20 protein-coding genes are annotated in these 18,966 nt (G+C 69.7%); 4 read left to right on the plus strand and 16 right to left on the minus strand.

Going from position 1 to position 18,966, the window contains the following annotated elements; translation table 11 throughout:
* Positions 1–90 precede the first annotated feature (90 nt).
* From ACZ6BB_RS09805 to ACZ6BB_RS09820, 4 genes are all read right to left on the minus strand, one after another.
* Positions 91–2,664, minus strand: a complete 2,574-nt coding sequence (locus ACZ6BB_RS09805; RefSeq protein ID WP_471614785.1) for a DNA polymerase III subunit gamma/tau domain-containing protein — start codon at positions 2,662–2,664, stop codon at positions 91–93.
* A gap of 255 nt (positions 2,665–2,919) precedes the next feature.
* Positions 2,920–3,243, minus strand: coding sequence for an STAS domain-containing protein (locus ACZ6BB_RS09810; protein ID WP_013000642.1), 324 nt, complete (start codon positions 3,241–3,243; stop codon positions 2,920–2,922).
* 184 nt (positions 3,244–3,427) lie between these two features.
* Positions 3,428–4,276 (minus strand): 3-hydroxyacyl-CoA dehydrogenase family protein, encoded by an 849-nt coding sequence (locus ACZ6BB_RS09815; protein WP_471614786.1) that lies wholly within the window; start codon positions 4,274–4,276, stop codon positions 3,428–3,430.
* Between the two features lie 129 nt (positions 4,277–4,405).
* A complete protein-coding gene (locus ACZ6BB_RS09820) occupies positions 4,406–4,792 on the minus strand; it encodes a hypothetical protein (protein ID WP_471614787.1) in 387 nt (128 codons plus the stop codon).
* Positions 4,793–4,833: 41 nt separating this feature from the next.
* On the opposite strand from ACZ6BB_RS09820, the gene ACZ6BB_RS09825 reads away from it, so the two are divergent.
* Positions 4,834–5,406: a cob(I)yrinic acid a,c-diamide adenosyltransferase gene (locus ACZ6BB_RS09825; protein ID WP_471614788.1), complete on the plus strand. Its 573-nt coding sequence runs from the start codon at positions 4,834–4,836 to the stop codon at positions 5,404–5,406.
* A gap of 6 nt (positions 5,407–5,412) precedes the next feature.
* Here the strand turns inward: ACZ6BB_RS09825 and ACZ6BB_RS09830 are convergent, their stop codons facing one another.
* Both ACZ6BB_RS09830 and ACZ6BB_RS09835 read right to left on the minus strand, forming a co-directional pair.
* Positions 5,413–5,619 carry a DUF5708 family protein gene (locus tag ACZ6BB_RS09830; protein ID WP_471614789.1) on the minus strand — a complete coding sequence of 69 codons (207 nt, stop codon included), beginning with the start codon at positions 5,617–5,619 and terminating at the stop codon, positions 5,413–5,415.
* A complete protein-coding gene (locus ACZ6BB_RS09835; RefSeq protein WP_471614790.1) occupies positions 5,616–6,203 on the minus strand; it encodes a hypothetical protein in 588 nt (195 codons plus the stop codon). The genes ACZ6BB_RS09830 and ACZ6BB_RS09835 overlap by 4 nt, the downstream gene beginning before the upstream one ends.
* A gap of 152 nt (positions 6,204–6,355) precedes the next feature.
* On the opposite strand from ACZ6BB_RS09835, the gene ACZ6BB_RS09840 reads away from it, so the two are divergent.
* The 3 genes from ACZ6BB_RS09840 to ACZ6BB_RS09850 all read left to right on the plus strand — a co-directional run bounded on the left by ACZ6BB_RS09840 (position 6,356) and on the right by ACZ6BB_RS09850 (position 10,137).
* The gene (locus tag ACZ6BB_RS09840; RefSeq protein WP_471614791.1) at positions 6,356–7,543 is read left to right on the plus strand and encodes a sensor histidine kinase; all 1,188 of its coding nucleotides are present in this window, start codon (positions 6,356–6,358) and stop codon (positions 7,541–7,543) included.
* On the plus strand, positions 7,540–8,181 hold the full coding sequence (locus ACZ6BB_RS09845; protein WP_471614792.1) for a response regulator: 642 nt from the start codon (positions 7,540–7,542) through the stop codon (positions 8,179–8,181). The genes ACZ6BB_RS09840 and ACZ6BB_RS09845 overlap by 4 nt, the downstream gene beginning before the upstream one ends.
* Positions 8,182–8,307: 126 nt before the next feature.
* Positions 8,308–10,137 (plus strand): glycosyl hydrolase family 18 protein, encoded by a 1,830-nt coding sequence (locus ACZ6BB_RS09850; RefSeq protein WP_471614793.1) that lies wholly within the window; start codon positions 8,308–8,310, stop codon positions 10,135–10,137.
* Positions 10,138–10,213: 76 nt separating this feature from the next.
* Here ACZ6BB_RS09850 and ACZ6BB_RS09855 read toward each other — a convergent pair whose 3' ends face one another.
* The 10 genes from ACZ6BB_RS09855 to ACZ6BB_RS09900 form a co-directional block, all read right to left on the minus strand.
* A complete protein-coding gene (locus tag ACZ6BB_RS09855; RefSeq protein ID WP_471614794.1) occupies positions 10,214–10,663 on the minus strand; it encodes a DUF2550 domain-containing protein in 450 nt (149 codons plus the stop codon).
* Between the two features lie 149 nt (positions 10,664–10,812).
* Positions 10,813–11,187, minus strand: coding sequence for a F0F1 ATP synthase subunit epsilon (locus ACZ6BB_RS09860; RefSeq protein ID WP_005480240.1), 375 nt, complete (start codon positions 11,185–11,187; stop codon positions 10,813–10,815).
* Between the two features lie 128 nt (positions 11,188–11,315).
* Positions 11,316–12,752, minus strand: a complete 1,437-nt coding sequence (atpD, locus tag ACZ6BB_RS09865; protein ID WP_390808667.1) for a F0F1 ATP synthase subunit beta — start codon at positions 12,750–12,752, stop codon at positions 11,316–11,318.
* Positions 12,752–13,669: a F0F1 ATP synthase subunit gamma gene (locus ACZ6BB_RS09870; RefSeq protein WP_471614795.1), complete on the minus strand. Its 918-nt coding sequence runs from the start codon at positions 13,667–13,669 to the stop codon at positions 12,752–12,754. The genes atpD and ACZ6BB_RS09870 overlap by 1 nt, the downstream gene beginning before the upstream one ends.
* A gap of 21 nt (positions 13,670–13,690) precedes the next feature.
* Positions 13,691–15,286, minus strand: coding sequence for a F0F1 ATP synthase subunit alpha (gene atpA / locus ACZ6BB_RS09875; RefSeq protein ID WP_275456078.1), 1,596 nt, complete (start codon positions 15,284–15,286; stop codon positions 13,691–13,693).
* Positions 15,287–15,421: 135 nt separating this feature from the next.
* Positions 15,422–16,237, minus strand: a complete 816-nt coding sequence (locus ACZ6BB_RS09880) for a F0F1 ATP synthase subunit delta (RefSeq protein WP_471614796.1) — start codon at positions 16,235–16,237, stop codon at positions 15,422–15,424.
* A complete protein-coding gene (locus tag ACZ6BB_RS09885; RefSeq protein WP_318810113.1) occupies positions 16,234–16,782 on the minus strand; it encodes a F0F1 ATP synthase subunit B in 549 nt (182 codons plus the stop codon). Before ACZ6BB_RS09885 ends, ACZ6BB_RS09880 begins: the two co-directional genes overlap by 4 nt.
* A gap of 41 nt (positions 16,783–16,823) precedes the next feature.
* Positions 16,824–17,057 (minus strand): ATP synthase F0 subunit C, encoded by a 234-nt coding sequence (gene atpE, locus ACZ6BB_RS09890; protein WP_037695385.1) that lies wholly within the window; start codon positions 17,055–17,057, stop codon positions 16,824–16,826.
* A 74-nt stretch (positions 17,058–17,131) separates the two neighbouring features.
* Positions 17,132–17,902, minus strand: coding sequence for a F0F1 ATP synthase subunit A (gene atpB / locus ACZ6BB_RS09895; protein ID WP_471615295.1), 771 nt, complete (start codon positions 17,900–17,902; stop codon positions 17,132–17,134).
* A gap of 273 nt (positions 17,903–18,175) precedes the next feature.
* Positions 18,176–18,613, minus strand: coding sequence for a hypothetical protein (locus tag ACZ6BB_RS09900; protein ID WP_471614797.1), 438 nt, complete (start codon positions 18,611–18,613; stop codon positions 18,176–18,178).
* Positions 18,614–18,966: the final 353 nt, after the last annotated feature.

Below are 18,966 nucleotides of genomic sequence, written 5' to 3' on the forward strand. Positions count from 1 at the left end.
GTCTGACGCATGACCCCGGGAGGGCCGGGTCCGAGGAACGGACCCGGCCCTCCCGCGTCGAACGACGCGTCGAACGGACGGAACGGCGGCTCAGGCCGGTGTCCCGCCCGGTGAGTCGGCGTCGGTCACCGGGGCGGCGGCGCCGGTCGACTCCACAGCCCGGCCGGAGGTGGGCGCACTGGCGCTGTTGGTGTCGTCCGGCGGCGGCGGGTTCTCGCTCCCGCCGCTCGGCGTCGGGGTGGGCGTGGGAGTCGGCGTCGGCGTGGGAGTCGGCGTCGGGGTGGGCGAGCCGGACTCGTCCTCGGACTCCGACGGCGTCGGCTTGGGGGACGACTTCGTCGGGGACGGCGTCGGCCTGCCCGTCGGCCCGTCCGTACCGCTCGGGTCGTCCGACGGCCCCGCGCTGTCCGTGGGCGTCGGGTCGTCCGACGTGCCGTACGTGCCGTCCGGGCCCGGGTCGGTCGGCTCGGGCACGGCACCCGGGGCGTCGCCGTCCCCGCCCGTCTTGGGACGGTCCGCGATGAGCCCGCCGTCGTCGACGCCCGCGCTGGCGGAGGGGTTGACGCCGACCCTCTCCGCCGGGGTGTCGTCCTTGCGGTCGGAGGTCGCGCCGAGGGTCACCACGGTCCCCAGGACAGCGACGAGCAGCGCTCCCGCGCCCGTGGCGAGCAGATTGCGCCGGGCACCGCCGGCGAGGCTCCTGAGGCCGGCGAACCGGTGTGCGGGGGTGGCGCCGCCGGGCCCCTGCGTGACGAGCACGCTGTCGTGGTCCGGCGGGTACGGTGCGGAGCCACCGCCGCCGAGGGCCGCCGCGCCCGTCGCCCCCGGACCGGCCGTGCCGAAGCCCACCGGTGTGTAGGCGGACGGCACGCCCCCGGACAGGGGGGCCGGCTCCTCGTGCCGGACCTCCGGCACCTCCTCCCCCACCGCCGTACGCCCGCCCGGCGGGGTCGCCCCGGAGCGGTCGGCGACCAGGGCGAGGGCCCGGCGGCCGGCGACGGTGCCGCGCTTGTCCGCGAGGACGTTGCGCAGCCCGATGGAGGACTCCAGCTCGGCCCTGGCCCGCTCCAGCTGTCCGGAGCAGAGGGCGAGGACGCCCAGCTCGTGGTGGAAGTAGGCCTGTTCGGCGGTCTCGTCGGCGAGACCGGCGGCCTCGGCACCGGCCCGCAGCGCCCGCTCCCAGGCGCTCCAGCGCTGCCCCGCCGCGAACGCGGGCGCGGCCTGCCGGGCCAGCACCACGGCGGCGCTCTCCTCGCCCTCGCCGGGCGGGGTCGTGGCCGGCGCGAGCGCGACGAGGGCGGCCAGTACGGCGTCCGCCTCGGCCGAGACCCGCTCGGGGGTGACCGAGGGGTGCCCGGCCCACCAGGCGTAGTGCTGGGCGGCGGCCTCGGCGCGGGTCCCGGCGTCATCGGCGTACCCGGCGGCCTCCAGCTGGGTGCGCACCCCGGCGGCGAGCCGGTAGCGGGCACCGACAGGTGTCACCAGGGCGCAGCCGACCAGCTCGCCCAGGGCCGCGTCGGCGTGGGTGTCGCCCACGAGGGCGGGCAGGTGCGCCTGGTGGGGGATCTCGCCGCCGAGCGCGACCGCGAACCGGAGGGTCTCGCGGGCCGAGGAGCCCAGCCGGGACGCGAGCAGCGCGGCGGGGGCCGCTCCCTCGGCGAGGGACGGCAGGGGGATGTCGTGCTCGTCCGCGGCGTCGTAGGGGGCGTCGACGGGCGGCGCCTCCTGGAAGACCCCGAACTCGTCGACGGCGTCCTCGCCGGCCCGCTGCCGGTCCCGCTGCCTGAGCAGCGCCCCGGCCTGGGTGAAGCGCAGCGGCAGCCCCTCAGACTCGAACCAGAGGTCGCCGGCCCAGTTCGACTCGTCCTCGGTGAGCGGCCGCCCGACGACACGCTCCAGGAGCTGCTCGCTGCCGGTCCGGTCGAGACCTCCGAGGACGATCTCCTCCAGGGGCGCGTCGGCGGACGGCAGGGGGATGTCGGGGGTGGCGCCGATCAGGAAGGCGCACTCGGGGGTGGCGTCGAGGAGTTCGTCGAGCGCGATGCCGCCGAACTCCAGGTCGTCCAGGACGACGACCGCGCCGATGTCCCGCACGACGTCGGCGATCTGCGGCCGGGCGGGCCGGAACCCGGATGTGCTGTACACGGCTGCGAACAGTTCGTACAGCAGGTCGTCGACCGTGCGCCGGAAACCGCTCAGCCGGACGACGCCGTCGGGGGCCAGGTCCACGCAGTCCTCGGCGACCGCGTCGAGGAGGGTGGTGCGGCCCGAGCCGGGCGCGCCGGTGAGGCGGACGGAGCGGCCGCGGGCGAGGAGCCGTACGAGCCGCTCCCTCTCCTCGTCGCGCTGGATCAGGGGGAGCCGGGGCAGCGAGGGGCCCGGGGGCACCGGCGGACGGGTGGCGCGGTCGAGGGCGGCGCGCTCGTCGGGCCCGTGTTTGGCGGGCCGACCAGGCAGTTCGCCCGGCGGGCAGTTCTCGATCTCGCTGCCGTCGACGGGGTTGACGGTGAGGAGGAAGTCGCCCGAGACGAGCTGGACGGTGCGGGCGAGTGCCGGAGCGTGCCGGTCGAAGTCCTGCGTCAGGGCGTCACGCGGTGGACGCCTGCTCTGCGCCTGTGCGTCGTCGTGGCCGTACTCTTCGGATCCCCGGCTGTTCGGGTCCATCGGTTCAAGCCCCCCAAAAGCGTCTCGTGTGCTGGAGCCCCTCCCGGCCTGGTCGCACACCGCGCTGTCGCTTCTGGTCCGGAACCCGCTCGAGGGTAGCTGGCAGCGGGCAGCCGAACCCTAAACCTTTGCACAGTATCTACGACAGTCCGGGGTCCCACGCTGTCCGAGACATCACAGTCTCGTGAGGATTGCGCGTGCACCGGCCGAGTGTCCCGCACACACCGAGGCATACGCAGAGATCCGCACACGCGTTCAGACTCTGGGCAACGACTCCAGACCGATACCGCCCTCGATGGCGAGGATGCGGTGCAGCCGGGTGGCCACGAGGAGCCGCTGCATCTGCGGCGGCACGGCGCGCAGCACCAGCCGCCGTCCGCACCGTCCCGCCCGCCGGTGGGCTCCCATGATCACCCCGAGTCCGGTGGCGTCCCAGGAGTCCAGCTCTGACAGGTCGAGCACCAGGTCGCCGGCTCCGTCGTCGACGGCCGAGTGCAGGACCGTACGGGCGTCCGCCGCGCTGCGTACGTCGAGGCGGCCCCCGACGACCAGCTCGGCGTGGTCGCCCCTGATGTACATAAGCGCTCCCCGTGAGTGCGTCTCGTACTCCGTGATGTGGGTGATGCAACGTCTGACGGTGTTTGACACCGCCAGGTTGCCGTCTGTGAGCGAACCGATACCGAATTCACCTCAAGGGGTGAGTCCGGAGAGGCTCATGCGTTCACATGCGTGGGAAGTGCCGCCCGTGACGCGTGGTTCGGCGTCAGTAGGTGTAGAAGCCCTGCCCGCTCTTGCGTCCGATGTCACCGGCGTCCACCATCCGGCGCATCAGCTCCGGAGGAGCGAACTTCTCGTCCTGGGACTCGGTGTAGATGTTGCCCGTGGCGTGCAGCAGGATGTCGACGCCCGTCAGGTCGGCGGTGGCCAGCGGTCCCATCGCGTGGCCGAAGCCCAGCTTGCAGGCGAGGTCGATGTCCTCGGCGGTGGCGACGCCCGACTCGTACAGCTTCGCGGCCTCGACGACGAGGGCGGAGATGAGACGGGTGGTCACGAAGCCGGCGACGTCACGGTTGACGACGATGCAGGTCTTGCCGACCGACTCGGCGAACTCCCGCGCGGTGGCGAGCGTCTCGTCGCTCGTCTTGTAACCGCGCACCAGTTCGCACAGCTGCATCATCGGCACCGGCGAGAAGAAGTGGACGCCGACGACGCGTTCGGGCCGCTCGGTGGCCGCCGCGATCTTCGTGATCGGGATGGCCGAGGTGTTCGAGGCGAGCACGGCGTCCTCGCGGACGACCTTGTCGAGCGCCCGGAAGATCTCGTGCTTGACTTCGAGCTTCTCGAAGACGGCCTCGACGACGATGTCCGCGTCGGCCGCCGCGTCGAGGTCGGTGGTGGCGGTGATCCGCCCCAGCGCCGCCTCGGCGTCCTCGGCGGCCAGCTTGCCCTTGCTCACGAACTTGTCGTACGACGCCGTGATGCTGCCGATGCCACGGTTCAGCGCCTCGTCGGTGACGTCGCGCAGGACGACGTCCCAGCCCGCCTGCGCGGACACCTGGGCGATACCGGACCCCATGAGTCCGGCTCCGATGACGGCGAGCTTCCGTGCCACTGTGCGACTCCCCTGGTACGCGCTGTCGATGGGTTACCTCTCCGGCGGACACTAGCGCTCGTGAGGGGCCGTGTGACCGCTTAGTAACGCGAGTCACGTCTCAAGGGGCGGACATCACACCGGCAGCGCTCACTCCGAGGGTCGTACGGCGTAGTTGAGCGCCTTCTCGCTCAACAGGCCCTCCGTCCCGTCCAGGAGAAGAAGTACCTCTCGGTACACTTCGCCCGGATTGCACCCGTCGAGCATCTCACGCCCGAAGACGGCCGTCACCGTCCGGTGGACCCGGTCGATCTGACCCGCGATCAGGGTGGGCGACGAGTCGTCGGGGGCCTCGCCGGTCTCCTCCCGCAGGGCCGCCTCCAGGTCGTCCGGGACCTCCTGCCGGATGCTCCACGGCCGGGACCGCAGGGCGGGCGCCTCGTGCATGGCCCGCACGAAGCGGTCGTAGCCCTCCGTCAGGCTGTACGGCGTCCTGGTGGCCGTCGGGCTCGCGGGACTCGCCGTGACGGTGGGCACACGAGGCTTCCGGACGGCCGGGGCGTAACTACGCTGGTCGCATGGTCAATCTGACGCGCATCTACACCAGGACCGGCGACAAGGGCACCACCAACCTCGGCGACATGAGCCGGGTGCCCAAGACCGATCCGCGGATCTCGGCGTACGCGGACGCCAACGAGGCCAACGCGGCGATCGGGACGGCGATCGCGCTGGGCGGGCTGGAGGAGGAGATCGTCAAGGTCCTCACCCGTGTCCAGAACGACCTGTTCGACGTGGGCGCCGACCTCTCCACGCCCGTCGTCGAGAACCCCGAGTTCCCGCCGCTGCGCGTCGAGCAGTTCTACGTCGACAGGCTGGAGGCGGACTGCGACCACTTCAACGAGCTGCTGGAGAAGCTCCGCTCCTTCATCCTGCCCGGCGGCACCCCCGGCGCGGCCCTGCTCCACCAGGCGTGCACGGTGGTCCGGCGGGCCGAGCGCTCGACGTGGGCGGCCCTGGAGGCCCACGGCGAGGACATGAACGCCCTCACCGCCACCTACCTCAACCGCCTCTCCGACCTCCTGTTCATCCTGGCGAGGACGGCGAACAAGGAGGCCGGTGACGTGCTGTGGGTGCCGGGCGGGGAGCGGTAGCGGAGCCTAAGGTCTCCCTGTCCCGCGAGAACGCTGGTACACGCCCGTCGCGACGAGGACTGCGCCCACGCACATCATCACCACGCCGACCTTGGTCAGGGTGACGACCGGCACCTCCACGCCGTCCGTGAAGAGCCACAGCACCAGGCCGATCACGAAGGTGCCGGCCCCCTCCCTCAGGTTGCCGCTCGCCCCGGCCGCCGCCCCGCTCATCGTCCGGCCCTCTCCTTCGCCGCGGTGCCCCGGTCCCCGGCCTCCGCCGCGGCCGGGTCCTTCTTCGGCCAGATCGTGTAGGCGAGGGCGACCAGGCCGTGGATGCCCGCGCCCCGCAGGGCGAGCCACTGGAACGACCTCAGCGAATCGACGTTCCCGTCGTCGCCGACGTACCAGACGGCCAGCTGGAGCAGGACCAGCGCCACCCCGGCCGCCACCACCGTCCGCGCCCACAGCTTCCCCTCGTGGCGGGCACGGGCGAGGCCGTACTTCGGGGGCCCCACCGGCTCGGGGCCGCCACCCAGGCGATGCGCCGCCCAGGCGTCCAGCCGGCTGATCATGTAGTGGCCGTAGCCCACGGTGAAGCCGATGTAGAGGGCCGCGACGCCGTGCTCCCAGCTGGGCTCGGCGCCGTTCTTCAGGTCGATCGCGGTCACGACGAACAGCACCAGCTCCAGCACGGGCTCGCAGAGCAGCAGCACGACACTGGTCCGGCGCTTCCTCAGCAGATAGCGGACGGCCAGGGCCAGCGCCAGCAGCACCCAGAAGCCGACCTCACAGGCGATGATCAACGCGACGATCACGACTCGCTCCTCTCGGTCACCCTTCCAGGCTCCCGGCGGGCGGCCGCCGATTCGTCGTCTGCGGTGACGAAGTCGCCGTACATCGAAAGATGCAGTCCAGGACCGTTCGCGGGGATCAGGCACCGGGCACCCGTCCCGTGTTGGATGGGGTCATGGCCGTTCGACCGCCCCGCCCGCACCGCATGGACCTGTCCATCGCCGCCGCCGGACTCCTCGGCGGTCTGCTGCTGTGGAGCCTGGGCCTGACCACGCGGACCGCCCAGGACGGGCTCGTGGTGTTCGAGGACGCCTGGTGGGTACTGCCGCCCCTGGTCGTGACCGCCGGCTGCGAGGCCGTGCGCAGCACGATGCCGCGCACGGCCCTGGTGGTCGGATGGGCCGCCCTGACCGTGGAGACCATGACGCGGGGCAGCCTGCTCACGGTGCTGATGTTCACCGACCTGGTGTACGCGGCCGTGCTGTACGGTCCGCCCGCCACCGCCCGCCGGATCCCCTGGATCGCGGGACTGGTCACCGTGGCCTTCACGGTGGTGCCCCTCGCGGCGTTCCGGAAACCGGACGCCCTGCTGATCGGTCTGGTCGTCGGACTGGTCTCCGTCATGCCCGCCGGCACCGGCTGGATCGTCCGCAACCACCGCGACGCCGCCGAGGCCGCCCGGCTGCGCGCCGAACAGACCGCCCTGCTGGCGGAGATGGACCGCACCCAGGCGGTGGTGTCCGAACGGGCGCGCATGGCACGGGAGTTGCACGACATGGTCGCCAACCACCTCTCGGCGATCGCCATCCACTCCACGGCCGCGCTCTCCCTCGACGACCCGGACACCTCCCGGGAGGCCCTCGGGGTCATCCGACAGAACAGCGTCGAAGGGCTGGCCGAGATGCGCAGGCTGATCGGCATCCTGCGGGACACCGGCGACGACACCGAGCCGTCCGCCGCGCCCACGCTCGACGGGCTCGGCTCCCTCGTCGACGGCGCCCGCACCAACGGGCTCGACGTCACCCTCGACGCCGACCACGGCGACGCCCTCCCCGCCCCCGTCGAACTGGCCGCCTACCGCATCGTCCAGGAATCGCTGACCAACGCCCTCAAGCACGCCTGCCCCGGCCGGGTCGCGGTGGTGCTGCGCCGGGCGGACGGTTCCCTCGGTATCGCCGTGACCAGCCCGTACGGCGACCGCGACCGGCCGGGCGCCCCCGGTTCCGGCGCCGGACTGGTCGGGATGCGGGAGCGGGTCGCCCTGCTGGGCGGCACCTTCGAGGCGGGCCCCGAGGGCACGGCCCACGGCAAGATCTGGAGCGTCCGCGCCACCCTCCCCGTCACCGAAGGAGAACCCGCATGATCCGTGTGCTCGTCGCCGAGGACCAGTCCGCCGTACGGGCCGGGCTGGTCCTCATCCTGCGCAGCGCGCCGGACATCGAGGTGGTCGGTGAGGCGGCGGACGGGGAGCGGGCGGTGGCGCTCGCACGCGAACTGCGGCCGGACCTGGTGCTGATGGACGTGCAGATGCCCCGTCTGGACGGGGTGTCGGCGACCCGCCAGGTCGTCGCCGAGGGCCTGGCCGATGTGCTGGTGCTCACCACGTTCGACCTCGACGAGTACGTCTTCGGGGCGCTGCGGGCCGGCGCCGCCGGGTTCCTGCTGAAGAACACCGAGGCGAGGGACCTCATCGAGGCGGTCCGGGCGGTGGGGCGCGGCGAGGGTCTGATCGCCCCGGCCGTCACCCGGCGGCTGATCGCCGAGTTCGCCGCCAGGCCCGTACGCGAACCCGCGGTCGATCCGGCCGTCCTGGACTCGCTCACCCGGCGTGAGCGGGAGGTGCTGGGCTGCCTGGGCGCGGGGTTGTCGAACGCGGAGATCGCCGGGCGGCTGGACATGGCCGAGGCGACGGTGAAGACGCACGTCAGCCGCCTGCTGGGGAAGCTCGATCTGCGCAGCCGGGTGCAGGCCGCGGTGCTGGCGCAGGAGTTGGGGGTCTGACCTCCCCGGGGTGTCCCGCATGAGCGCACTGGTCCAGACCCATTGACCTATGGTCCAGACCTTTCTATTCTCGCCCCACTGCGCCACGTCATGCTCATGCTCAAGACACCCCACAAGGAGGCGCACATGCGCTTCAGGCACAGAGCCACAGCGGGCCTCGCCGCCCTGCTCCTCCCCCTCGCCGGACTGGCCGGCCTCGCCACGCCCGCGCAGGCGGCCGCCGCGGCGGCATCGGCCACCGCCACCTACGCCAAGCCCCAGGACTGGGGCTCCGGCTTCGAAGGCAAGTGGACCGTCAAGAACACCGGGACGACCACGATCAGCTCCTGGACCGTCGAGTGGGACTTCCCCTCCGGCACGTCCGTCACCTCCGCCTGGGACGCGGACGTCACCTCCTCCGGCACCCACTGGACCGCCAAGAACAAGTCCTGGAACGGCAGCCTCGCCCCGGGCGCCTCCGTCTCCTTCGGTTTCAACGGGAGCGGCTCAGGCTCCCCGGCCAACTGCAAGCTCAACGGCGGGAGTTGCGACGGAGGCCCCTCCGTCCCCGGTGACGCGGCCCCCTCCGCCCCCGGCACCCCGGCCGCCTCGGACGTCACCAACACCTCGGTGAAGCTGAGCTGGAGCGCCGCCACCGACGACAAGGGCGTCAAGAACTACGACGTCCTGCGGGGCGGCACCAAGGTCGCCACCGTCACCGGCACCACCTACACCGACACCGGCCTGAGCGCCGGCACCGACTACTCGTACACCGTCCAGGCCCGCGACACCGCCGACCAGACCGGACCGCTGAGCGGCGCGGCCGCCGTACGGACCACGGGCGGCACGAACCCGAACCCCGGCTCCAAGATCAACCTCGGCTACTTCACCGAGTGGGGCGTCTACGGCCGCAACTACCACGTCAAGAACCTGGTGACCTCGGGCTCGGCATCCAAGATCACTCACATCAACTACGCCTTCGGCAACGTCAAGAACGGCCAGTGCACGGTCGACGACACCTTCGCCGCCTACGACAAGGCGTACACCGCCGACCAGTCCGTCAGCGGCACCGCCGACACCTGGGACCAGCCGCTGCGCGGCAACTTCAACCAGCTCCGCCAGCTGAAGGCCAAGTACCCGCACATCAAGGTGCTGTACTCGTTCGGCGGCTGGACCTACTCCGGCGGATTCGGCCAGGCCGCGCAGAACCCGGCCGCCTTCGCCAAGTCCTGCAAGGCGGTCGTGGAGGATCCGCGCTGGGCCGACGTCTTCGACGGCATCGACATCGACTGGGAGTACCCGAACGCCTGCGGTCTGACGTGTGACACCAGCGGACCGGCGGCCTTCAAGAACCTGATGTCCGCCCTGCGCACCGAGTTCGGTTCGAACTACCTGGTCACCGCCGCGATCACCGCCGACGGCTCCTCCGGCGGCAAGATCGACGCGGCCGACTACGGCGGCGCCGCCACCCATCTGAACTGGTACAACGTGATGACCTACGACTACTTCGGCGCCTTCGACGCGGACGGCCCGACCGCCCCGCACTCGCCGCTCACCTCCTACCCCGGCATCCCGGCGGCGGGCTTCAACTCCGCCGACGCGATCGCCAAGCTGAAGTCGAAGGGCGTCCCCGGCTCGAAGCTGCTGCTCGGCATAGGCTTCTACGGGCGCGGCTGGACCGGTGTCACCCAGTCCGCCCCCGGCGGCACGGCGACCGGCGCGGCACCCGGCACGTACGAGGCCGGTATCGAGGACTACAAGATCCTCAAGAACTCCTGCCCCGCGAACGGCACCGTCGGCGGCACGGCGTACGCGCACTGCGGCAACCAGTGGTGGTCCTACGACACCCCGGCCACGATCGGCTCCAAGATGACCTGGGTCAAGAACCAGGGCCTGGGCGGAGCGTTCTTCTGGGAGTTCAGCGGCGACACCGGCAACGGAGAGCTGGTGGGCGCGATCAGCAACGGGCTCAAGTAGCCGCTACGAACGGCTGGGCCACATTGACGCTCCCCCGGACTTCGTCCGGAGGACCCCGCTCGGCGAGTGAGTGCGGCTACGCCACGTTCACTCGCTGTCCGGGCGGGGCTGCCTCCAGCCACGCGAGGAACCCGGTCAGCGCGTCCTCGCTCATCGCCAGCTCGAGCCGGGTCCCGCGGTGCAGACACGCGAGGATCACGGCGTCGGAGAGGAGCGCCAGCTCCTCCTCGCCCTCGGGGGTGCGGCGCCCGGCCACCTCGATCGCCGAACGCTCCAGGACGCGGCGGGGGCGGATGGAGTACGAGAAGACGCGGTACCACTCGATGCGGTCGCCGTTGTAGCGGGCGACTCCGTAGCCCCAGCCCTTGCCGTTCTCGTCCCCGGGTTTCTCGGGCGCGTTCCAGCGCAGGCTGCAGTCGAAGGTGCCGCCGGAGCGCTGGATGAGGCGCCGGCGCAGTCCGAAGACGAAGAGCCCCACCACCACGAGCGCGATCACCGACCCGCACACAGCCAGAGCGAGGACCATCGACACCGACCTCCTCGTCTCCTAGGTAATGCCACTGCTAGGTAATGGAACGTAAAAAACACCCACATTCGCCTCAGCCGCGGCCGGATCAGGATGAAGTCATCCAGATCCGGCCGCGGCTGAGGTACAGCATCACACGACGTGCGGGCTCAGCGCGCCGCCGCCGTACGCAGTCGTACATCCGCGCGGCGCTCGGCGGCGGCGTCGCCGGCCGCCTTCGCCCGCTCCAGCTCCCGCTCCGCGCTCTGGACGTCGATCTCGTCGGCCAGCTCGGCGACCTCGGCCAGCAGGGACAGCTTGTTGTCCGCGAACGAGATGAAACCGCCGTGCACGGCGACGACGACGGTGCCGCCCTCACTCGTACGGATGGTCACCGGGCCCGACTCCAGCACACCGAGCAGCGGCTGGTGACCGGGCATGACGCCGATGTCGCCGGACGTGGTACGGGCGACGACCAGGGTGGCCTGGCCCGACCAGACCTCTCGGTCGGCCGCGACCAGCGCGACGTGCAGCTCAGCAGCCAAGATGGCTCCTCGGGTCACCACCCGGCGGTTCCGCCGGGTGTTGGGTCAATTCTAGTGGGAGTACAGAGAAGGGCGGGACAGCACCCCAAGAGGTACGGTCTCGCCCCCTCTGCCACGAGTGCCTGACGTCAGCTGACGCCGAGCTCCTTCGCGTTCTTCTTGAGGTCCTCGATACCACCGCAGAGGAAGAACGCCTGCTCCGGGAAGTGGTCGTACTCACCGTCGATGATCGCGTTGAACGCGGTGATCGACTCGTCCAGCGGCACGTCCGACCCGTCGACGCCGGTGAACTGCTTGGCGACGTGGGTGTTCTGGGACAGGAAGCGCTCCACGCGACGGGCGCGGTGGACGGTGAGCTTGTCCTCCTCGCCGAGCTCGTCGATACCGAGGATCGCGATGATGTCCTGGAGGTCCTTGTACTTCTGCAGGACCGTCTTGACGCGCATCGCCGTGTTGTAGTGGTCCGCCGCGATGTAGCGGGGGTCCAGGATGCGGGACGTGGAGTCCAGCGGGTCCACGGCCGGGTAGATGCCCTTCTCGGAGATCGGACGGGAGAGAACCGTCGTCGCGTCGAGGTGGGCGAAGGTGGTGGCCGGGGCCGGGTCGGTCAGGTCGTCCGCGGGGACGTAGATCGCCTGCATCGAGGTGATCGAGTGACCACGGGTCGAGGTGATGCGCTCCTGGAGGAGACCCATCTCGTCGGCCAGGTTCGGCTGGTAACCCACCGCGGAGGGCATACGGCCGAGCAGGGTCGACACCTCGGAACCGGCCTGGGTGAAGCGGAAGATGTTGTCGATGAAGAACAGCACGTCCTGCTTCTGCACATCGCGGAAGTACTCCGCCATGGTCAGACCGGCCAGGGCCACGCGCAGACGGGTGCCCGGGGGCTCGTCCATCTGGCCGAAGACCAGGGCGGTCTTGTCGATGACGCCCGACTCCGCCATCTCCTCGATGAGGTCGTTGCCCTCACGGGTGCGCTCACCGACACCGGCGAACACGGAGACACCGTCGTGGTTGTTGGCAACGCGGTAGATCATCTCCTGGATGAGCACCGTCTTGCCGACGCCGGCACCGCCGAACAGGCCGATCTTTCCACCCTTGACGTACGGGGTGAGAAGGTCGATGACCTTGACGCCGGTCTCGAACATCTCGGTCTTCGACTCGAGCTCGTCGAAGTTCGGGGCCTTGCGGTGGATGGACCAGCGCTCGCCGTCGTACTGCTCGTCGGTGTTCAGCACCTCACCGAGGGTGTTGAACACCTTGCCCTTGGTGAAGTCACCGACCGGGACGGAGATGCCCGTGCCGGTGTCGGTGACCGCGGCCTGGCGGACCAGACCGTCGGTGGGCTGCATCGAGATCGTGCGGACCAGGCCGTCGCCCAGGTGCTGGGCGACCTCCAGGGTCAGCGTCTTCTTCGCGCCGTCCTGGGCCGGGTCGGCCACCTCGACGTGAAGGGCGTTGTAGATCTCCGGCATGGCGTCGACGGGGAATTCCACGTCGACGACCGGGCCGATGACCCGGGCGACGCGGCCCGTGGCAGCGGCCGTCTCAACTGTCGTCGTCATTACCTGTCACTCCCCGCGGTCGCGTCGGCCAGGGCTGCGGAGCCACCGACGATCTCGCTGATTTCCTGGGTGATTTCGGCCTGGCGGGCCGCGTTGGCAAGGCGGGAGAGCGTGTTGATCAAGTCTCCCGCGTTGTCGGTCGCCGACTTCATCGCGCGGCGCGTGGCGGCGTGCTTGGAGGCAGCCGACTGGAGCAGCGCGTTGTAGATACGGCTCTCGACGTAGCGCGGCAGCAGGGCGTCGAGGACGTCCTCCGCCGACGGCTCGAAGTCGTACAGCGGAAGGATCTCGCCCTTCGGCGCCGCCTCCTTCGCCACCTCGTCGAGGCTGAGCGGCAGCAGACGGGCGTCGAGCGCCGTCTGCGTCATCATCGAGACGAACTCGGTGAAGACGATGTGGAGTTCGTCCACGCCGCCGTCAGCCGTGTCCTTCTCGATGGCCTCGATGAGCGGACCCGCGACCTTCTTCGCGTCCGCGTAGGTGGGCTCGTCGGTGAAGCCCGACCACGACTCCACGACCTTGCGCTCGCGGAAGTTGTAGTGGGCCAGACCGCGGCGGCCGACGATGTACGTGTCGACCTCCTTGCCCCCCGCCTGCAGGCGCGCCGTCAGCTGCTCGGCGACCTTGATGGCGTTGGAGTTGAAGGCGCCGGCCAGTCCGCGGTCGCTCGTGAGGAGCAGCACCGCGGAACGGGTCGCCGTCTCCGCCTCCGTGGTCAGCGGGTGCTTGGTGTTCGAACCGGTACCGACCGCCGTGACCGCGCGGGTGAGCTCGGCCGCGTACGGCGCGGAGGCCGCCACCTTGCGCTGCGCCTTGACGACGCGCGAGGCGGCGATCATCTCCATCGCCTTGGTGATCTTCTTGGTCGCGGTGACGGATCGGATGCGACGCTTGTAGACCCGGAGCTGGGCTCCCATGAGTCAGGTCCCTTCCTTACGTCACTTGGAGACGTTGACGGCCGGGGCGTCCTCGCCGAGCAGCTTGCCGTCCGAGGTCTCGAACTGCTTCTTGAACTCGGCGATCGCGTCGGCGACAGCGGTGAGGGTGTCGTCCGACATCTTGCCGCCCTCCTTGATGGAGGTCATGAGGCCCTGCTCCTTGCGGTGCAGGTACTCCAGCAGCTCCTTCTCGAAGCGGCGGACGTCGGCGACGGGGACGTCGTCCATCTTGCCGGTGGTACCGGCCCAGACGGAGACGACCTGGTCCTCGGTCGGCATCGGCTGGTACTGCGGCTGCTTGAGCAGCTCGACCAGACGCTGACCGCGCTCCAGCTGCGACTTCGACGCGGCGTCCAGGTCGGAACCGAAGGCGGCGAACGCCTCCAGCTCACGGTACTGGGCGAGGTCGAGGCGCAGACGGCCGGAGACCTGCTTCATCGCCTTGTGCTGCGCGGAACCACCGACTCGGGAGACGGAGATACCGACGTTCAGCGCGGGGCGCTGACCGGCGTTGAAGAGGTCCGACTCCAGGAAGCACTGGCCGTCGGTGATGGAGATGACGTTGGTCGGGATGAACGCCGAGACGTCGTTGGCCTTCGTCTCGACGATCGGCAGACCGGTCATCGAGCCGGCACCCAGCTCGTCGGAGAGCTTCGCGCAGCGCTCCAGCAGACGGGAGTGCAGGTAGAAGACGTCACCCGGGTAGGCCTCACGGCCCGGCGGGCGGCGCAGCAGCAGCGACACGGCGCGGTAGGCGTCGGCCTGCTTCGAGAGGTCGTCGAAGATGATGAGGACGTGCTTGCCCTCGTACATCCACTGCTGACCGATGGCCGAACCGGTGTACGGCGCCAGGTACTTGAAGCCGGCCGGGTCGGACGCCGGGGCGGCGACGATGGTCGTGTACTCCAGCGCGCCGGCCTCTTCGAGGGCGCCACGCACGGAGGCGATGGTCGAGCCCTTCTGGCCGATGGCGACGTAGACGCAGCGGACCTGCTTGTTCACGTCACCGGAACGCCAGTTGTCGCGCTGGTTGATGATCGTGTCGACGGCCAGGGCGGTCTTGCCCGTCTGGCGGTCGCCGATGATCAGCTGACGCTGGCCGCGGCCGACCGGGGTCATGGCGTCGACGGCCTTGTAGCCGGTCTCCATCGGCTCGTGCACCGACTTACGGGCCATGACACCGGGAGCCTGCAGCTCCAGGGCACGGCGACCGGACGTCTCGATCTCGCCGAGGCCGTCGATCGGGTTGCCGAGCGGGTCGACCACGCGGCCGAGGTAGCCCTCGCCCACGGCGACCGACAGGACCTCACCGGTACGGCTGACCGGCTGGCCCTCCTCGATGCCGCTGAACTCACCGAGGACGATGGCGCCGATCTCGCGCTCTTCCAGGTTGAGCGCGAGGCCGAGGGTGCCGTCCTCGAACTTCAGCAGTTCGTTGGCCATGGCCGAGGGAAGACCCTCGACCTTCGCGATGCCGTCGCCGGCAAGGGTGACCGTACCGACCTCCTCGCGCGAGGCCGCGTCCGGCTGGTACGACTGGACGAAGTTCTCCAGCGCGTCCCGGATCTCCTCCGGCCGGATCGTGAGCTCCGCCATCTGGGTTCCCTGCTCTCCTTGTTGGGCCCGAAGTTTCACTTTGGGGGGATGGGGACTCCCCCCTGAAAGAGGTGAATCCTCTGCACGGCCCAACCGGGCCGCAGACATACGTACGTACTGCTATGAAGTTTGGTGCTAGCTCGCCAGGCGGCGGCCGGCGTCCTCGAGTCGGTCCGCGATCGAGCCGTTGATGAGCTCGTCGCCGACCTGGACCCTGATCCCGCCGAGGACCTCGGGGTCCACGTCCAGGTTGAGGTGCATGGCACGGCCGTAGAGCTTCGCGAGAGCGGCGCCGAGGCGTCGCTTCTGCGCGTCGCTCAGCGGGACCGCCGAGGTGACGACGGCGACCGCGCGGTTGCGGCGCTCCGCGGCGAGCTTGGACAGGGAGTCGAGTCCCGCTTCCAGGCTACGTCCACGCGGCGCTGCCACGAGTCGCGTCACCAGACGCTCGGTGGTGGCCCTGGCGCGGCCGCCGAGCAGGCTGCTCAGCAGCTCGCCCTTGGCCGAGGCGCCCGCGGCGCGGTCGGTCAGCGCGGCCCGCAGCTCGGTGTTCGAGGCGACGATCCGGCCGAACCGGAACAGCTCGTCCTCGACGTCGTCGAGCGCACCCGACTGCTGCGCGGCGGTGAGGTCGGCGACGGCGGCCAGCTGCTCCAGCGCGTCCACCAGGTCGCGGGGCTGCGACCAGCGGGAACGCACCAGACCGGACACCAGGTCGGCCGTGGTCGCGCCGACCTGGCCGCCGAGGATGCGGCCGGCCAGCTCGGCCTTGGCCTCGCCCGCCTGCGCCGGGTCGGTGAGGACCCGACGCAGCGACACCTCACGGTCGAGCAGCGCGGTGACGGCGGCCAGCTCGTCGGCGAGCCGCGCCGCGTCCACGGACGTGGAGTCCGTCAGCGCGTCGAGACGCGTCCGTGCGGCTGCCAGGGCCTCGCGGCTCGCTCCGTTCATCGCGCGGCCTCGGCCTTCTCCTCGAGATCATCGAGGAAACGGTCGATGACACGGCTCTGCCGGGCGTGGTCCTCCAGGGACTCGCCGACGAGCTTGCCGGCCAGGTCGGTGGCGAGCTTGCCCACGTCCTGACGCAGCGCCGAAGAGGCGGCCTTGCGGTCGGCCTCCAGCTGCGAGTGACCGGCGGCGATGATCTCCTCGCGCTGCCGCTGGCCCTCGGCCCGCATCTCGGCGATGAGCGTGGCGCCCTGCTCCTGCGCCTCCTGGCGCAGCCGCGCGGCCTCGTGCCGAGCTTCGGCGAGCTGAGCCTTGTACTGCTCGAGCACGCTCTGGGCCTCGACCTTCATGGCGTCGGCCTCTTCGATACCGCCTTCGATCGCCGCGCGACGCTCTTCCAGAACCTTGTTGATGTTCGGGAGGAGCTTCTTCCAGAAGAAGAAGAACACGATGGCGAAGGCGATGGCGCCCACGAGCAGCTCGGGGCCGGGCGGGATGAGCGGGTTCTGCTCCTCCTCGGCCGCCAGCTGTACCAGGTTGGCGATCACATCAGTGCCTCTCGTTGAAAGGTTCGCTCGTCAGGGCTCGATCATCCGTAGACGAACGGCATGACGATGCCGATGAGGGCGAGCGCCTCACAGAAGGCGAAGCCGAGGATCTGGTTGGCACGGATCAGGCCGGCGGCCTCGGGCTGACGGGCCAGGGCCTGGGTGCCGTTACCGAAGATGATGCCGACGCCGACGCCGGGGCCGATGGCGGCGAGGCCGTAGCCGACAGCACCGATGTTGCCTTCGAGGGCGGCAAGGGTCTCCATGGCAGCCATGCTGATTCTTCCTTCTCTTTCATGGACCGGCGGGGGTTGGCCACCGGACGTTCTGGGGGCTGGTGGCGCGTGACTCAGTGGTGCTCGGCGAGCGCGCCCTGGATGTACGAGCAGGCGAGGAGCACGAAGACGTACGCCTGAACGGCCTGCACGAAGAGCTCGAAGAGGATCATGACGATGGTCATGACGAAGGAGACACCGGCCGCCGGGATCATCCAGCTGTTCAGCAGGTACCAGGAGGCGACGGTGAACATGACCAGCATCAGGTGGCCGGCGAACATGTTGGCGAACAGTCGCACCGCGTGCGTGAACGGGCGGACCAGCAGGTTCGAGAAGAACTCGATGACCATCACGAGGGGCAGCACCGGGCCGAGCGACTTGTCGTAGCCGGTGACGTTCTTGAAGAAGCCGACGAAGCCGTGCTTCTTGAAGGTCAGCGAGACCCAGACCACGTAGACGATGGCGGCCAGGACCATCGGGTAGGCGATGATCGACGACACCGGGAACTGGGCCAGCGGAATCACGGACCAGATGTTCATGACCCAGATGAAGAAGAAGAGCGAGACCATCAGCGGGACGTACTTCTCGCCCTCCTTCCGGCCCAGCGTCTCGTAGACGATGCCGCGGCGTACGAAGTCGTAGCCCGCCTCACCGATCATCTGCAGCTTGCCCGGTACCACCTTGGCCTTGCCGAAGGCGAGGGTGAAGAAGGTGACCACCAGGAGGGTGGTGATGAGCGCGAGCAGCATCACCTTGTTGAACTCGAACCCCCCGACCGTGGCGATCGGCTTGAAGAGGAACGAGTGCAGGCCCGGAGCCGGGAAGCCACAGCCGTTGTCGGACATGATCCGACAGCTCCAGTCAAAGGCGAGCTGGGTCTGGTCAGCACTCACCACGGGCTCCTTCGGCGTGACGCATGGGTACGGCAACCTCGTTGTGTCGGCGCGGCGCACAGCCGCGGGTCGGCACTGGACTGGTGTTACGGATGTGGGGGCGGCTGGGGGGCATCAAGCCTCGCGATTGAGCAGGCGTCAGCTCAGATGCCCGCGCCCGCGATGCCGCAGTTGGCATCGGACGATAGCAGGAGTTCGCACACGCCCTTATCCCGGCCCTACTCCTCACGACGAGTGCCCCGATTTTTCGGGCTTGTTGCCCGTGGACGCATCGGGTTCGACGTAGAGGATCTTGGCCTTCATGTGCGCGCGCGTCTGTGTCGCGATCCACACGAGCGTGGTGGCGACGAGCGTGAACGCGAAAGCCCTGGGATGGAACAGCGTGGTGTTCTTGAACGCGGACAGGAAGATGAACAACAGCAGGATCTGTGCCGCGTAGAGCATCAAGCCCATCATCTGGAACAGATGAGGAAGCGATTTGGCAGTGCGCTGCAGAACGTAGAGCCCGATTCCCATGAAGAGGATCGTGATCACCGCCGCCACGACGGCACCGAGAGCCCCCTTGCCTCCGACGACCACACCGCTGACGACAGCGGCGATCGCGCCGGCGGCTGCCGTGGGTACGGCGGCCTGAAGGAGGGTCCGGACGTCATTGGACGGCATGGCGGCAACTCCGCTTGCTAAGGGGGCAGGGTGTCGTCATGGACGAGCGTAGACCCCGGGGGCGAGCGGAAATCTCACGCCAATGGACCGTCGCATTGCGGTCCTTCGACTCTGTCCCGGGTTCTCGTGAACCGTATCACAAACTATTTGATGAGGTCTTTACCTGAATGCTGTGCCAGGTGTCACACATGAGAGTGAACCTGCCCGTCTGTGCAAAATCACGGCCGACTTGTCTGGTATAAGGCCGTTTTGCACCGTCAGGTTCTTGCATGGCGTCGGCAAAGCGTTAGTCAGATTCTTACCTTGCCGTCAGCGCGACGCCCGGCCCGTGCGCTCGCACGACGGACGGCTGG

This window comes from Streptomyces sp. NPDC041108 (assembly GCF_055592645.1).

What these genes read in the sequence shown, in the direction of transcription:
- ACZ6BB_RS09845 (WP_471614792.1), top strand. Translation starts at nt 7,540, where the DNA reads ATGATCCGTGTGCTCGTCGCCGAGGACCAGTCCGCCGTACGGGCCGGG.
- atpD (WP_390808667.1), bottom strand. Translation starts at nt 12,752, where the DNA reads ATGACGACGACAGTTGAGACGGCCGCTGCCACGGGCCGCGTCGCCCGG.
- ACZ6BB_RS09880 (WP_471614796.1), bottom strand. Translation starts at nt 16,237, where the DNA reads ATGAACGGAGCGAGCCGCGAGGCCCTGGCAGCCGCACGGACGCGTCTC.
- atpE (WP_037695385.1), bottom strand. Translation starts at nt 17,057, where the DNA reads ATGGCTGCCATGGAGACCCTTGCCGCCCTCGAAGGCAACATCGGTGCT.
- ACZ6BB_RS09850 (WP_471614793.1), top strand. Translation starts at nt 8,308, where the DNA reads ATGCGCTTCAGGCACAGAGCCACAGCGGGCCTCGCCGCCCTGCTCCTC.
- atpB (WP_471615295.1), bottom strand. Translation starts at nt 17,902, where the DNA reads ATGTCCGACAACGGCTGTGGCTTCCCGGCTCCGGGCCTGCACTCGTTC.
- atpA (WP_275456078.1), bottom strand. Translation starts at nt 15,286, where the DNA reads ATGGCGGAGCTCACGATCCGGCCGGAGGAGATCCGGGACGCGCTGGAG.
- ACZ6BB_RS09825 (WP_471614788.1), top strand. Translation starts at nt 4,834, where the DNA reads ATGGTCAATCTGACGCGCATCTACACCAGGACCGGCGACAAGGGCACC.
- ACZ6BB_RS09805 (WP_471614785.1), bottom strand. Translation starts at nt 2,664, where the DNA reads ATGGACCCGAACAGCCGGGGATCCGAAGAGTACGGCCACGACGACGCA.
- ACZ6BB_RS09810 (WP_013000642.1), bottom strand. Translation starts at nt 3,243, where the DNA reads ATGTACATCAGGGGCGACCACGCCGAGCTGGTCGTCGGGGGCCGCCTC.
- ACZ6BB_RS09900 (WP_471614797.1), bottom strand. Translation starts at nt 18,613, where the DNA reads ATGCCGTCCAATGACGTCCGGACCCTCCTTCAGGCCGCCGTACCCACG.
- ACZ6BB_RS09855 (WP_471614794.1), bottom strand. Translation starts at nt 10,663, where the DNA reads ATGGTCCTCGCTCTGGCTGTGTGCGGGTCGGTGATCGCGCTCGTGGTG.
- ACZ6BB_RS09840 (WP_471614791.1), top strand. Translation starts at nt 6,356, where the DNA reads ATGGCCGTTCGACCGCCCCGCCCGCACCGCATGGACCTGTCCATCGCC.
- ACZ6BB_RS09830 (WP_471614789.1), bottom strand. Translation starts at nt 5,619, where the DNA reads ATGAGCGGGGCGGCGGCCGGGGCGAGCGGCAACCTGAGGGAGGGGGCC.
- ACZ6BB_RS09870 (WP_471614795.1), bottom strand. Translation starts at nt 13,669, where the DNA reads ATGGGAGCCCAGCTCCGGGTCTACAAGCGTCGCATCCGATCCGTCACC.